Origin of the sequence: Colwellia sp. MB02u-14, from assembly GCF_014076915.1 — a bacterium.
Taxonomy (GTDB): Bacteria; Pseudomonadota; Gammaproteobacteria; order Enterobacterales; family Alteromonadaceae; genus Colwellia_A.
In genome coordinates this window covers 1-14,573 of sequence record NZ_JACGUX010000001.1, presented here as the reverse complement: position 1 = coordinate 14,573, position 14,573 = coordinate 1, and the positions used below count along the sequence as shown (strand labels likewise).

Here is a 14,573-nt window from a genome sequence, read left to right as displayed (position 1 = left end):
TTGACCAAGAGTTCCTCACTTTGTTTATGTCTATTACTGCCTCAACATTAACAATATAAATAGTTAAGGATTTTTTGTTGGATTATAAAAATAATGCCACGATTCTCATCGCCGATGATGATGAAGATATTAGGTTAGCCCTAACGTTACTATTACAAGCGAATGGCTTTCGTATCATTGAAGCCGAAAATCCTAAAGAAGTGATTATTCAAGCAGAACGACAAAAGCCTGATTTAATTTTATTAGACATGAACTTTAGCCGCGATACCACCAGCGGAAAAGAAGGCTTAGAAATACTCACTCAACTTAAAAAAAGTAATATTCCTGTTATTTTAATGACCGCATGGGGCAGTATTAAACTTGCCGTTAAAGGTTTAAAACAAGGTGCGGGCGATTTTATTGAAAAACCATGGCAAAAAGACAAGCTCCTCAATAGCATTCACCAGCAGCTTAATGTGGCTAAACTTCAGCAAGAAAATCAAGGCTATCGTGCTTTATTAAATTCAGCAGTAGAAAATAAAACGCCATCGACATGGATTTGCCAATCACCTGCTATGATTGCCATCGAGCAACTAGTTAAGCAAATAGCCCCGACTGATGCCAATGTACTTATTCTAGGTGAGAACGGTACAGGGAAATCTCTGCTTGCAGAACGTATTCATCAACTTTCAACACGCCATAATGACCCCTTAATTTCAGTTAATATGGCAGCGATACCTGAAAATTTATTTGAAAGTGAATTATTCGGTCATCAAAAAGGTGCATTTACTGATGCGAAACAAAATAGAATTGGCCGTTTTCAATTAGCAGATCAAGGCAGTTTGTTTTTTGATGAAATAGGCTCTTTACCCCTTATTTTACAGCCTAAGTTATTACGCGTTTTAGAAACGGGTCAATATGAAATATTAGGTTCAAGCCAAACACAAAGTGCTAATGTTCGTTTGATCAGCGCAACCAATGCTAATTTACACTATTTGGTTACCGAGGGTGGCTTTAGACAAGACTTACTTTACCGATTAAATACGTTCGTAATCACCTTACCACCTTTGCGAGAACGCCTTGCTGACATGGCGCTATTAACAGTAAACTTTATTAATAAGTTTTGTAAAAAATATCAGAAGGATCCCATAACCTTATCTGACTCTGCTTTAACTAAACTTAATCGACATAACTGGCCGGGTAATATACGCGAATTGAGTCACGTTATTGAACGAGCCATATTAATGGCAACCAGTAATGAAATAACCGATTTACAGTTATTACTTGAAGTTCCACAAAATGAACAAAATCATATTGTTCTGCAACCGTTAGAAGTAGCCGAGCAGCAGCTTATCGACAAGGCGATGACGGTTACACAAGGTAACGTTATTGAAGCTGCTAAAATTTTGGATATTTCGCGTAATGCGCTTTATCGACGCTTAGAAAAATTTGCTAATAATGAAAACATCTCTAAAGAGTAAGCATATGAAAGCTGGTACGGTTAAGTGAGCAATGAAAAAAACTTAGTCATCGCGCTAAGTGTTGTGGTTTTATTAATAATAAGCTTGGTTGCCGCACTCACCTTAACTTTAGGTTGGAGCTTGCTCGGTATAGCCACATTATTATTTGCACTTGCCTACCCATTAATCTGGGTAGCATGGCGTTGTTATTCATTTTGGTGCCAAGCCATTAGGCAACTGACTACTTTCACCCAAATACTTAAGGAGGGTGAACAGAACCTTCGCTTTAAACAACAACATCCCGATAATTTACTGCTTGCTTTACAAAAAGAAATTACCGGATTAGCTCAAGTAAATTTGACCAAATCACGTAATCATCAAAGCTTAGACAATTTATTAAATCACATTCTCGATGCTTGGTCTGTACCTGTATGCTTGTTCGACGAAAACCTACAACTCACCTATCGTAATACAGCAATGAATGAACAGATCCAACAACCTATGCTAGTAGGAAGTTTTGCAAGCGACTTAGGTTTTAAACATCAAAATGGACAGTTAACCCACCCCAAATTTGATCAACAATGGCAGTGTCAAAGTATTCAATACAAGCAAGAGAACCAAGATCATTGGCTTTTTTCTGCTATCAACATTTCTCAATTATTAAATAAAAATAGCAGCGTAACTCAGCAAAACTTAATTCGTGTTTTAGGGCATGAATTACGTAACTCGTTAACCCCCATGGCTTCTATGACAGATACTCTTTTATCAGCAGATGAATTAAATGAACAGCAAACCCGTTTAGTACTTTCTCGAATTCATAAACGTAGTAATCGATTATTGTCTTTTATTAGTGAATACAGCAAATTAACTCAACTTCCATTACCTAAGCTTGAGTGGTTTGATTTAAGTGAAATTATTGATGAAACGAAATTATTAGTTAATGAGCAGCTTTGTCTTATTGAATTCCAAGGTAATCAACAATGCTTCGGCGATGAAGAACAAATAGCTCAGGTGATTATAAATTTAGTGAAGAATGCTCAAGAAGCAAGTGAAAATATCCAAACTAAAATAGTCATAAAAGCATTTTATAAACAAGAGCAACAAATAATTGAAGTTGAAGATAACGGGCCAGGTTTTGCTAATCTCAACAATGTATTAACCCCTTTTTATACCACTAAACCTGGAGGATCTGGCATAGGTCTATCGTTATGTGCTGAAATTATAAAAAATCACTTTGGCCAGCTTAGTGTCGAGAACAGAAAAAATAAAAGCGCCATTGTTGGCGCTAGCATATTAATGAGTTGGCCCATTGTCAGTTAGTATTTAGCTTAGCTGACAAAGATAAGTTTAACGGCGCCCATATTTACTTTCTGTGCTTGTTCGTTTTTTCGAGCGTGCACTTTGACCTAACGCTTTTTTTCTATCTCGCTGTTTCTGTCCACCTTTTCTTGCCGGCTTTTCTGTTTTTGTTAAGTCAGGTTCATAACCAGGATACCATTGCTGTAATAAGCGCGTATCAAGTACTTTTTCAACCGCTTCTAATAACCACTCTTCGCTAGGGCTCATCAACGAAACAGCCACCCCTTCATTACCTGCTCGACCCGTTCTTCCTATTCTATGAATATAATCTTCCGCGATATAAGGGAGTTCGTAGTTAATGACATAGTTTAAGTTTGCAATATCTAAACCACGAGAAGCAACATCAGTAGCCACTAGAGCACGGGTTTTTCCTTCTTTAAATTCTGCTAAGGCTTTTTCTCTTGCGCCTTGAGATTTATCACCATGAATCGATTGCGTTTTAATACCGTCTTTACACATTTCTTTCGCTAATGCATCAGCCGTTACCTTAGTACGGGTGAAAATAAGGACTTGTTTCCAATTCTTTGAACCGATTAAAAATGAGGTTAATTCACGCTTTCGATCACTATCAACGGTATAAAGAATTTGCTCTACTTTTGCCGCCGCAGCATTTCGCTCGCTAACTTCAATTAACTCAGGATCGGTTAATAAATTTTTACTGAGTTTAAAAATTGCATCGTCGAAGGTCGCTGAAAATAAAAGCGTTTGGCGTTTTAATGGAACACGATTTAAGATGCGGTCAATCTCGTCTTTAAAGCCCATGTCTAACATACGGTCAGCTTCATCAAAGACTAAACATTCCAGTTCCGTTAACGCCAAAGAGCCATTAATAATATGGTCAAGCAATCGTCCAGGGGTTGCCACTAAGACATCAGCACCTTTATTTAATGCGGTAATTTGTGGATTAATGCTCACACCACCATAAGCGACGGCAATATTGAGCTCAGTATTCTCTGCGTAACTAATAAAGCTTTTATAGACCTGTTGTGCAAGTTCACGTGTTGGCGTTAAGACTAAAGCGCGAACTGGACGTTTTTCAGGGAGTTCAGTCATTAACTTTTGTAAAATAGGTAAAGCAAACGCGGCTGTTTTACCTGTCCCCGTTTGTGCTCCAGCCATAATGTCTTTTCCTGCTAAGATAACAGGAATAGCCTTTTGCTGAATGGGGGTGGCTTCGGTATAACCGAGAGCGTTAACAGCATCGGTTAAGCTTTTGTCTAATGCTAAAGAAGTAAAACTCATGTAATTAACGCTCACCTACGGCTGATTGATTTTTCTGTTTGTTTTTTAGTTCTTGTTCAAGTTCTTCAGGATAGAAAACTAACCCTTGTTCATTTTGGCTTGGAAAAACGATTAAAGCTAACTCATCTTCTACTAGCCCATGTGACCAACGACTAAACCATTTACTTAATGAAATAGCTTCTGCCTGACATTCTTGCCATTCATCTGTGGCCCAAGCTTGCGCAAATTCTTTATTTGGCCAGACAGGTACGCAATCTTCATCTTCGGTATTAAGCATCACACAGCCGTGCTCGTCTTTTAATATCCAAATTTCATTATTTGCGACAACTTCTTTCAGAAAGTAATTTGCTCGTTGAGCATCATCGTAATTTAAAACGAGTTTGATTTGTTGTTCGTCTAGAGCTTGCACTATAAAATATTCCTATCAGATTTTGTATTAGGTAGCATGACTATTCCACAAAAATTTGCATTTCTTCGCCAATGAGTTTGCGCATTTCCATCAACTTTATCGCTGACTCATGTTGTTTAATATCTTCTGGTGACTCTGGGATCCACGTTGGTATTTTTTCAGACTTACCGTTCTCGTCCACTGCTACCATTATAACAATGCAATGAGTGGTTAATGTACGATTAAGGAACTTTGGATCACAGGCATTAACTTCTAATGCAATATGCATTGATGAATTACCGGTGTAGATCACCTTAGCCTCAACTTCAACTAAGCTACCAACATGAATCGGAGCAATAAAACGTATACCACCCGCATAAGCAGTTACACAATAGCGACCACTCCAACCAGCTGAACAAGCATAAGCAGCTAGATCGATCCATTTCATTACCGCCCCACCGTGAACTTTACCACCAAAATTTACATCTTGTGGTTCGGCTAAAAATCTAAGGGTGATGTCTCTTTGTGGTTTGTTCATGCTTTAACTCTCTTAAAAGATATTAATGGGTTATCCTTGTGGATGGATACCCTTTCAATTTAAAATTTTACCGTTGTATATATTCTACTAGGTATACCAACAATCATGATATTAAAATAGAAATATATCCGCCAAACAATCGCAATCAATAAATCTAAGAGGAATATAATGAAAATTTGGGTCGATGCCGACGCTTGTCCTGCGGTAATTAAAGATATCTTATTTCGTGCGGCTGACCGTGCAAAAATTGAAACTATTTTAGTTGCCAATCATTTTCTAAAAATGCCACCGTCCAAGTTTATTTTCTTTGTACAAGTAAGTTCAGGTTTTGATGTGGCTGATAATGAAATTGTTAAACGCTGTACTGCACATGACTTAGTGATCACTGCAGATATCCCGTTAGCGGCAGAAGTCGTAGAAAAAGGTTGTCTGGCTCTAAACCCTAGAGGTGAACTTTATACCGAAAGTAATATTAGGCAAAGACTCAACATGCGCGACTTTATGGATACGTTGCGCTCTAGCGGCATTCAAACGGGTGGCGTACCACCGATTAGTCAAGGTGACAGACAAGCCTTTGCAAATAACCTTGATAAATTATTAGCTAAAAGAATTTAAGGCTCATTAAGAGCCTTAGTTTATTAATTAGCGTGAAGCTGAATACGGGTCGCTACTATTTTTAGGGGCGTTACTTGCTGGGTTTTTACGACGGCCACCTGCATTTGAATCTTTATTCGCGTTACTATCATTTCTATGACGAGGGTTTTTACTTTGTGGCTTATGGCCTCGAGCATTATCTGCAGAACGCTGTCCGTCATGGTGTTCGGATTTAGCCTTTTTAGGTTTATTTGCTTTCAAAGGTCTTAACGGGCGTGACTCCAATAAAACATTAAAAGGTTCAAACCCTTCGATAACTTCACGAGGAATATGGGTTTGTATAAGGTGTTCTACATCATTCAATAAATCAATTTCATCTGAGCACACTAAAGAAACAGCTTTACCACTAGCACCTGCTCGACCTGTTCTACCGATTCGGTGAACATAGTCTTCTGCTACATTAGGTAATTCAAAGTTAACAACCTGCGGTAATTGGTCAATATCAATACCACGCGCCGCAATATCAGTGGCAACTAAAACATTCACTGTACCATCTTTAAAATTTGCTAAGGCTTTTGTTCTAGCCCCTTGGCTTTTATTGCCATGAATTGCAGCTGCTTTTATACCTTCGGCTTCTAGTTGCTTTGTTAATTTATTCGCTCCATGTTTAGTTTTCATAAACACTAAAACTTGTTGCCAACCATTATCTTTTATTAATGCGGTTAATAGTCCAGCTTTTTGTTTTTTATCTACTGGATATATTACCTGTGCAACTTTTTCTGCCGTGGTGTTTCTTGGGCTAACTGAGATCTCTACAGGGTTATTTACTAATCCACGTGCTAAATCACGGATATCTTCTGAAAAGGTTGCTGAAAATAAAAGGTTCTGGCGTTGTTTTGGTAATACCGATAAAACTTTTTTAATATCGCGTAAAAAGCCCATATCTAGCATTCTATCCGCTTCATCGAGTACGAGTATTTCAAGTTGTTTAAAACTAACCGCTTTCTGATTATAAAGATCAAGAAGACGACCTGGCGTTGCTACCAATATATCGACACCTTGGCGTAAACGCATCATTTGCGGATTAATTTTAACACCACCAAAAACAACAGTGGCCGTTAAAGGTAAATACTTACCGTACATTTCCACATTTTCGTATATTTGCGCAGCGAGCTCTCGTGTAGGCGTTAAAATAAGGGTACGAACTTGATTAGCTTGTGGTTTGTTTCCACCGGATAAGCGTTCCAAAATTGGTAGAGTGAATCCTGCTGTTTTTCCTGTTCCCGTTTGTGCAGCAGCCATAACATCTTGCCCACTTAATACGGCAGGAATAGCTTGTGCTTGAATTGGAGATGGTTCGGTATAACCCTTCTCAGCAATCGCTTTTTGAATCGGGGCAGATAAGCCCAACGAGGTAAAACCCATAGATAAATCTCTTTATAAAAAGTGGAAGTTAGCCAATGTACAGCGGCGTTGCAGAATACAGTATAGCTATGTTAAGTGCAATTACGAGTCGTCGTATTGACCGTTGAATTTTATTAAAATACAAATATTTAATGTTAGTTACTGACAAAACTAGACAAGCCCTCTGTTTTCCGTTAAAAGTCACTGTGGTAATGAGACTTTGAAAGGGAATTTATGACTAATATTGATTACGGCAACAAGCACTTTCTCGTTGTCGACAATATTGAACAATCGCGCAATACATTAAAGATATTCGCATATAGTTTAGGTGCAATGAAGGTTGATAGCAGTCATCATGCGCCTGAAATTATGTCTCTATGCGATGAGATAAAGTTCGATGTGATTTTGTTAGGCTATGATCTGGGTGAAGATAAAAAAAATGGCCAGCAAATTCTTGAAGAATTACGTGCTAGGCAAATGATATCACGCCATTGTACGATAGTAATGATCACTGCAGAGGTATCTCAAGCGATGGTGCTAGCAGCACTGGAGCATAAACCTGATGAGTATTTAGCAAAGCCTTATACCCTCAATGACCTAAGTACCCGATTGTCAAGGTGTTTTCAAAAAAAAGACGCAATGCTCAACATTTATAAAGCGATGGATGCAGATAATTTTCAAAAGGTCTTATTGCTTTGTGAACGATTAATTACACAAAATTCTACATATAAAACAGAATGTTTAGGAATAAAGTCACGACAACATTTTGAATTAGCACAATTTGATCAAGCAAGAGAGATTTACGATGCTTACCTCGGTGCTCCTAATTGTCAATGGGCAGCAATTGGCTTAGGTAAAATAGCCTTAGTTGAAAACGACTTCGACTTAGCGATACATTATTTCAGTGCTGTTGTTGATAGTAATCCGCTTTATTTATCAGCTTACGACTGGTTGGCTAAAGCTTATAAATTAACACAGCAACCTAATTTAGCTGAAGATGTTCTAGAAAAAGCCTTATTGATATCACCACGTTCTGTATTACGATTAAAAAATTATGCTGATTTATGTGTTAGTAACGAGAACTTTGATAAAGCAACATATGCCCTCTCTAAAACCAATGAGTTGGCCTACCACTCTGTTCATAAAAAGCCTGAAAATGCATTACTTTTTGTCGAAGCCTTGCTTGAATACGCAGAAAACCTAAGTACATTTCAAGTACGTAAATTAAATAATAAAGGCTTTAAAGCGCTTACAGATATGGTGAAAGATTTTAGCTCTGCTGAGTTAAAAATCCATAGCCAATTATTAACGGCAAGGTTACATCATAAGGCAAATGAAGCTCAACTCGCTAAAGAAAACCTTAAGGATGCAGAACGTCTATTAAGTAGATTTAAATACCAATTATCGACATCAGGGACTATTGCTATTGCGAAATCACTAATCGCATTGCAAAGAGCAGCTTATGCACAGAACTTACTTAATGAACTAGCTCAAGCTAACCCAGACAATACCGAGCTACTCTCACAAATAGCCGCTCTGTTAGGTAAGCCTTTACGTGAAAGTGACAAAATTGCCGCTCAAAATGCTTTGGAAGTTGGTAATAACCTATATAGAGTTAATCATTATAGCTTGGCAATTGATAAGCTGAACAAAGCCTTAGTACATTTTCCTAATCACATTGGGATCAAGCTCAACCTTTTGCAGGTATTACTGGTTTCATTTGATGCAAATAATGAACGTAATAGTGACTTAGTACTCGCAGAAGAGTTAATTAAAGAGTTTAGTAAGTTAAGATCAGACAGTGAGTCGTATAAACGATTTATGAAACTAAATGATAAATATATAAGTATAAAGAAAGATTTAGCAGAGGATAAATAATATTAATGAAGTGGTATTAATGTATGAATAACTATTTATGAATTTTTTGGGTGCTATTAATAAGGAAAGAAGTGGTGGAGGGAGGTGGATTCGAACCACCGAAGGCTGAGCCATCAGATTTACAATCTGGTCCCTTTGGCCACTCGGGAACCCCTCCACGGGGCCGACATATCAACATAGAGTTGGTATGTCTTAAACAGCCGCTTAACAATGCCACTATAAGTGATCACTATCAAACTTAATAGGCGCCTAGCAATGTCCTACTCTCACATGGGAACTCCCACACTACCATCGGCGCTACTGCGTTTCACTTCTGAGTTCGGAATGGGATCAGGTGGTGCCACAGTGCTATTGTCGCTAGACAAAAACTTTTGCTTAAATTAATAAGCCAATCTTGAAAGCTGTTGCTCAACAGAGCAATAAATATAAAAGCGTTTTCTTATTCAATGCATTACAGTGCGTGATTTATTCTGTCAGTCTCTACAAACACTTCGCAGTAAAACTACTTGGGTGTTGTATGGTTAAGCCTCACGGGTAATTAGTATCAGTTAGCTCAAGACCTCGCAGTCCTTACACACCTGACCTATCAACGTTGTAGTCTCCAACGACCCTTTAGGGAGCTTAAAGCTCCAGTGAGAACTCATCTCAAAGCCTGCTTCCCGCTTAGATGCTTTCAGCGGTTATCAGTTCCGAACGTAGCTACCGGGCAATGCTATTGGCATAACAACCCGAACACCAGCGGTTCGTCCACTCCGGTCCTCTCGTACTAGGAGCAGCCCTCTTCAATTCTCAAACGCCCACGGCAGATAGGGACCGAACTGTCTCACGACGTTCTAAACCCAGCTCGCGTACCACTTTAAATGGCGAACAGCCATACCCTTGGGACCGACTTCAGCCCCAGGATGTGATGAGCCGACATCGAGGTGCCAAACACCGCCGTCGATATGAACTCTTGGGCGGTATCAGCCTGTTATCCCCGGAGTACCTTTTATCCGTTGAGCGATGGCCCTTCCATACAGAACCACCGGATCACTATGACCTACTTTCGTACCTGCTCGACGTGTCTGTCTCGCAGTTAAGCTGGCTTATGCCATTGCACTAACCGTATGATGTCCGACCATACTTAGCCAACCTTCGTGCTCCTCCGTTACTCTTTAGGAGGAGACCGCCCCAGTCAAACTACCCACCAGACAGTGTCCCCAGGCCCGATAAGGGCCCTAGGTTAGAACATCACGCATACAAGGGTGGTATTTCAAGGTAGACTCCACCACATCTAGCGACATGGTTTCATAGTCTCCCACCTATCCTACACATGTAGGAGCAATGTTCACTGTCAAGCTATAGTAAAGGTTCACGGGGTCTTTCCGTCTAGCCGCGGGTATACGGCATCTTAACCGCAAATTCAATTTCACTGAGTCTCGGGTGGAGACAGTGTGGCCATGATTACGCCATTCGTGCAGGTCGGAACTTACCCGACAAGGAATTTCGCTACCTTAGGACCGTTATAGTTACGGCCGCCGTTTACCGGGGCTTCGATCATCAGCTTCGCTTACGCTAACCGAATCAATTAACCTTCCGGCACCGGGCAGGCGTCACACCGTATACGTCATCTTTCGATTTTGCACAGTGCTGTGTTTTTAATAAACAGTTCCAGCCACCTGGTTACTTCGACTACTCTTAGCTTACACCGCAAGGGTTTAACCGAGAGTAGCGTACCTTCTCCCGAAGTTACGGTACTATTTTGCCTAGTTCCTTCACCCGAGTTCTCTCAAGCGCCTTAGTATTCTCTACCTAACCACCTGTGTCGGTTTGGGGTACGGTTCCTATATATCTGAAGCTTAGAAGCTTTTCCTGGAAGCATGGCATCAATGACTTCAATTCCGTAGAATCTCGTCTCGTATCTCAGTGTTGAATGAAAACCCGGATTTACCTAAGTTAACCACCTACGTACTTTCACACGGACTACCAACGCCGTGCTCATTTAGCCTACTCCGTCCCTCCTTCGCAATATATAGAAGTACAGAAATATTAATCTGTTTCCCATCGACTACGCGTTTCCGCCTCGCCTTAGGGGCCGACTTACCCTGCCCTGATTAACATGGGACAGGAAACCTTGGTCTTTCGGCGGGGGAGTTTTTCACTCCCCTTATCGTTACTCATGTCAGCATTCGCACTTCTGATACCTCCAGCAAGCTTTACAACTCACCTTCAACGGCTTACAGAACGCTCCCCTACCACTCATAATAAATTATGAATCCGCAGCTTCGGTGACTAGTTTAGCCCCGTTACATCTTCCGCGCAGACCGACTCGACTAGTGAGCTATTACGCTTTCTTTAAAGGATGGCTGCTTCTAAGCCAACCTCCTAGCTGTCTATGCCTTTCCACATCGTTTCCCACTTAACTAGTACTTTGGGACCTTAGCTGGCGGTCTGGGTTGTTTCCCTCTTCACAACGGACGTTAGCACCCGCAGTGTGTCTCCCGCATATCACTCATTGGTATTCGGAGTTTGCAAAGGGTTGGTAAGTCGGGATGACCCCCTAGCCTTAACAGTGCTCTACCCCCAATGGTGTTCGTGCGAGGCTCTACCTAAATAGATTTCGGGGAGAACCAGCTATCTCCCGGCTTGATTAGCCTTTCACTCCGACCCACAAGTCATCACCGCATTTTTCAACATACGTGTGTTCGGTCCTCCAGTTGATGTTACTCAACCTTCAACCTGCCCATGGGTAGATCGCCGGGTTTCGGGTCTATACCCTGCAACTAAACGCGCAGTTAACACTCGCTTTCGCTACGGCTCCCCTAATCGGTTAACCTTGCTACAGAATATAAGTCGCTGACCCATTATACAAAAGGTACGCAGTCACCGGACTAAATCCGGCTTCCACTGCTTGTACGTATGCGGTTTCAGGTTCTATTTCACTCCCCTCACAGGGGTTCTTTTCGCCTTTCCCTCACGGTACTGGTTCACTATCGGTCAGTTAGTAGTATTTAGCCTTGGAGGATGGTCCCCCCATATTCAGACAAAGTTTCACGTGCTCCGTCCTACTCGATTTCACTTAAAGGTTGCTTTTGTGTACGGGACTATCACCCTGTATCGTTGTACTTTCCAGTACATTCCACTAGCGCCCAATAAGCTTAAGGGCTGATTCGCGTTCGCTCGCCGCTACTAACGAAATCTCGGTTGATTTCTTTTCCTCAGGGTACTTAGATGTTTCAGTTCTCCTGGTTCGCTTCATTAAGCTATGTATTCACTTAATGATACTGACTTATGTCAGTGGGTTTCCCCATTCGGAAATCATTGGCTATTACGGTTTTTATCACCTTACCAATGCTTATCGCAGATTAACACGTCCTTCATCGCCTCTAACTGCCAAGGCATCCACCACATACGCTTAGTCACTTAACCATACAACCCTAAGTAGTCTTTCGACACGAAGTACACCTCGGAGACTAATCCAAGGCAATTGTAAAGTCTGACATTTTCACGCACAAATAAATGTGTCTTGAATAAGATGTTTACTCTGAGTAAGAGCAAACAAATGTTGATTAACAGCTTTCACTATTAATCGCTTTTGTAGATAGTTATAAAATGTGCAAATCACAGCGCGACACCGTTCATTGCTTTATAAATATCTTATTTATATCAGCTTTCCAGATTGTTAAAGAACTCATTCTTAACGCGCATTCGGTTAAAAACGTGGTTTAAAAAACCAAACTTAACGTGTTCATGAGAACAGTTTAAGTTTGGTCTTTTCTTTAATGAAGAATCGAGGTGGTGGAGCTATGCAGGATCGAACTGCAGACCTCCTGCGTGCAAGGCAGGCGCTCTCCCAGCTGAGCTATAGCCCCATCGGGATTCTTCTAATTTGTTATCATGTAATTTGTGTAGACACTCGTGAAACCGAGGTTTCCATTAAACTGTTTTTACTTCAAGATAAGGAGGTGATCCAACCCCAGGTTCCCCTAGGGTTACCTTGTTACGACTTCACCCCAGTCATGAAACACAAAGTGGTGACCGTCCTCCCGAAGGTTAAACTAGCCACTTCTTTTGCATCCCACTCCCATGGTGTGACGGGCGGTGTGTACAAGGCCCGGGAACGTATTCACCGTAGCATTCTGATCTACGATTACTAGCGATTCCGACTTCATGGAGTCGAGTTGCAGACTCCAATCCGGACTACGACAAGCTTTGTGGGATTCGCTCCACCTCGCGGTATTGCTGCCCTCTGTACTTGCCATTGTAGCACGTGTGTAGCCCATCCCGTAAGGGCCATGATGACTTGACGTCGTCCCCACCTTCCTCCGGTTTATCACCGGCAGTCTCCTTAGAGTTCCCGCCATAACGCGCTGGCAAATAAGGATAGGGGTTGCGCTCGTTGCGGGACTTAACCCAACATTTCACAACACGAGCTGACGACAGCCATGCAGCACCTGTCTCACAGTTCCCGAAGGCACAAGTCTATCTCTAGTCTCTTCTGTGGATGTCAAGGGATGGTAAGGTTCTTCGCGTTGCATCGAATTAAACCACATGCTCCACCGCTTGTGCGGGCCCCCGTCAATTCATTTGAGTTTTAACCTTGCGGCCGTACTCCCCAGGCGGTCAACTTAATGCGTTAGCTCCGCTACCCACGGATCAAGTCCACAGACAGCTAGTTGACATCGTTTACGGCGTGGACTACCAGGGTATCTAATCCTGTTTGCTCCCCACGCTTTCGTGCCTCAGCGTCAGTATCTGTCCAGGTGGCCGCCTTCGCCACTGATGTTCCTTCCAATCTCTACGCATTTCACCGCTACACTGGAAATTCCACCACCCTCTACAGTACTCTAGTTTGCCAGTTCAAAATGCAGTTCCAAGGTTGAGCCCTGGGCTTTCACATCTTGCTTAACAAACCGCCTACGCACGCTTTACGCCCAGTAATTCCGATTAACGCTCGCACCCTCCGTATTACCGCGGCTGCTGGCACGGAGTTAGCCGGTGCTTCTTCTGTTGCTAACGTCATAGGATGCAGCTATTAACTACACCCCTTTCCTCACAACTGAAAGTGCTTTACAACCCGAAGGCCTTCTTCACACACGCGGCATGGCTGCATCAGGCTTTCGCCCATTGTGCAATATTCCCCACTGCTGCCTCCCGTAGGAGTCTGGGCCGTGTCTCAGTCCCAGTGTGGCTGATCATCCTCTCAAACCAGCTAGAGATCGTCGCCTTGGTGAGCCATTACCTCACCAACTAGCTAATCTCACTTGGGCTAATCAAATGGCAAGAGGTTCCGAAGAATCCCCCTCTTTGGTCCGTAGACGTTATGCGGTATTAGCAGTCGTTTCCAACTGTTGTCCCCCACCATATGGCATATTCCCAAGCATTACTCACCCGTCCGCCGCTCGTCAGCAGATAGCAAGCTATCTCTGTTACCGCTCGACTTGCATGTGTTAAGCCTGCCGCCAGCGTTCAATCTGAGCCATGATCAAACTCTTCAATTAAAAAATCGTTTGTGATGCTTAGTCGAAACCAAGACATCTGCTCAATGAATTCTGTCGTGTTACTAGCCGAAGCTAATAACTACATAAAACGTACTAATCAAATTAATGATTAATACTTAATCTGTGTGACATCATTATTAAACTGTTTTACGTCTTTCCTTGCCTCTCGTGAGAGAATTAAGAACCGACTATGTAAAATCAATGTAATGTGAGTGTCCACACAAATTGCATGATAACTAATTGTTAAAGAA

8 protein-coding genes, 2 tRNA genes and 3 rRNA genes are annotated in these 14,573 nt (G+C 41.6%); 4 read left to right on the top strand and 9 right to left on the bottom strand.

Annotated elements, in window-relative coordinates; genetic code table 11:
• The first annotated feature begins 77 nt into the window (after positions 1 to 77).
• A complete protein-coding gene (locus H4J52_RS00065; protein WP_220461049.1) occupies positions 78 to 1,460 on the top strand; it encodes a sigma-54 dependent transcriptional regulator in 1,383 nt (460 codons plus the stop codon).
• A gap of 24 nt (positions 1,461 to 1,484) precedes the next feature.
• Positions 1,485 to 2,759 carry a PAS domain-containing sensor histidine kinase gene (locus tag H4J52_RS00060; RefSeq protein ID WP_182224042.1) on the top strand — a complete coding sequence of 425 codons (1,275 nt, stop codon included), beginning with the start codon at positions 1,485 to 1,487 and terminating at the stop codon, positions 2,757 to 2,759.
• 27 nt (positions 2,760 to 2,786) lie between these two features.
• Here H4J52_RS00060 and H4J52_RS00055 read toward each other — a convergent pair whose 3' ends face one another.
• Genes H4J52_RS00055 through H4J52_RS00045 form a run of 3 tightly spaced genes read right to left on the bottom strand, consistent with a single transcriptional unit; the run spans position 2,787 to position 4,966 of the window.
• Positions 2,787 to 4,040: a DEAD/DEAH box helicase gene (locus H4J52_RS00055; protein ID WP_182224041.1), complete on the bottom strand. Its 1,254-nt coding sequence runs from the start codon at positions 4,038 to 4,040 to the stop codon at positions 2,787 to 2,789.
• A gap of 4 nt (positions 4,041 to 4,044) precedes the next feature.
• Entirely contained in the window at positions 4,045 to 4,452 is a 408-nt protein-coding gene (locus tag H4J52_RS00050; protein WP_182224112.1) for a DUF2750 domain-containing protein, read from the bottom strand.
• 37 nt (positions 4,453 to 4,489) lie between these two features.
• Positions 4,490 to 4,966 (bottom strand): acyl-CoA thioesterase, encoded by a 477-nt coding sequence (locus H4J52_RS00045; RefSeq protein WP_182180304.1) that lies wholly within the window; start codon positions 4,964 to 4,966, stop codon positions 4,490 to 4,492.
• Between the two features lie 168 nt (positions 4,967 to 5,134).
• Between H4J52_RS00045 and H4J52_RS00040 the strand changes: the two genes are divergently transcribed.
• The gene (locus H4J52_RS00040; RefSeq protein WP_182180302.1) at positions 5,135 to 5,581 is read left to right on the top strand and encodes a YaiI/YqxD family protein; all 447 of its coding nucleotides are present in this window, start codon (positions 5,135 to 5,137) and stop codon (positions 5,579 to 5,581) included.
• 27 nt (positions 5,582 to 5,608) lie between these two features.
• Here H4J52_RS00040 and H4J52_RS00035 read toward each other — a convergent pair whose 3' ends face one another.
• Positions 5,609 to 6,985, bottom strand: coding sequence for a DEAD/DEAH box helicase (locus H4J52_RS00035; protein WP_182180300.1), 1,377 nt, complete (start codon positions 6,983 to 6,985; stop codon positions 5,609 to 5,611).
• Between the two features lie 213 nt (positions 6,986 to 7,198).
• On the opposite strand from H4J52_RS00035, the gene H4J52_RS00030 reads away from it, so the two are divergent.
• On the top strand, positions 7,199 to 8,842 hold the full coding sequence (locus H4J52_RS00030) for a response regulator (RefSeq protein WP_182224040.1): 1,644 nt from the start codon (positions 7,199 to 7,201) through the stop codon (positions 8,840 to 8,842).
• Between the two features lie 72 nt (positions 8,843 to 8,914).
• On the opposite strand, the gene H4J52_RS00025 is transcribed toward H4J52_RS00030, so the two are convergent.
• The 5 genes from H4J52_RS00025 to H4J52_RS00005 form a co-directional block, all read right to left on the bottom strand.
• Positions 8,915 to 8,999, bottom strand: a tRNA-Tyr gene (locus H4J52_RS00025).
• 90 nt (positions 9,000 to 9,089) lie between these two features.
• Positions 9,090 to 9,204: ribosomal RNA gene (gene rrf, locus H4J52_RS00020) — 5S ribosomal RNA — on the bottom strand.
• Between the two features lie 155 nt (positions 9,205 to 9,359).
• Positions 9,360 to 12,250 (bottom strand): 23S ribosomal RNA (locus H4J52_RS00015).
• 367 nt (positions 12,251 to 12,617) lie between these two features.
• Positions 12,618 to 12,693: transfer RNA gene (locus H4J52_RS00010), tRNA-Ala, on the bottom strand.
• Positions 12,694 to 12,779: 86 nt separating this feature from the next.
• Positions 12,780 to 14,322, bottom strand: a 16S ribosomal RNA gene (locus H4J52_RS00005).
• The 16S, 23S and 5S rRNA genes sit together here with 2 tRNA genes alongside, the layout of an rRNA operon.
• Positions 14,323 to 14,573 lie beyond the last annotated feature (251 nt).

Coding starts and splice junctions, on each gene's coding strand:
- H4J52_RS00055 (WP_182224041.1), bottom strand. CDS start 4,040: ATGAGTTTTACTTCTTTAGCATTAGACAAAAGCTTAACCGATGCTGTT.
- H4J52_RS00045 (WP_182180304.1), bottom strand. CDS start 4,966: ATGAACAAACCACAAAGAGACATCACCCTTAGATTTTTAGCCGAACCA.
- H4J52_RS00040 (WP_182180302.1), top strand. CDS start 5,135: ATGAAAATTTGGGTCGATGCCGACGCTTGTCCTGCGGTAATTAAAGAT.
- H4J52_RS00035 (WP_182180300.1), bottom strand. CDS start 6,985: ATGGGTTTTACCTCGTTGGGCTTATCTGCCCCGATTCAAAAAGCGATT.
- H4J52_RS00030 (WP_182224040.1), top strand. CDS start 7,199: ATGACTAATATTGATTACGGCAACAAGCACTTTCTCGTTGTCGACAAT.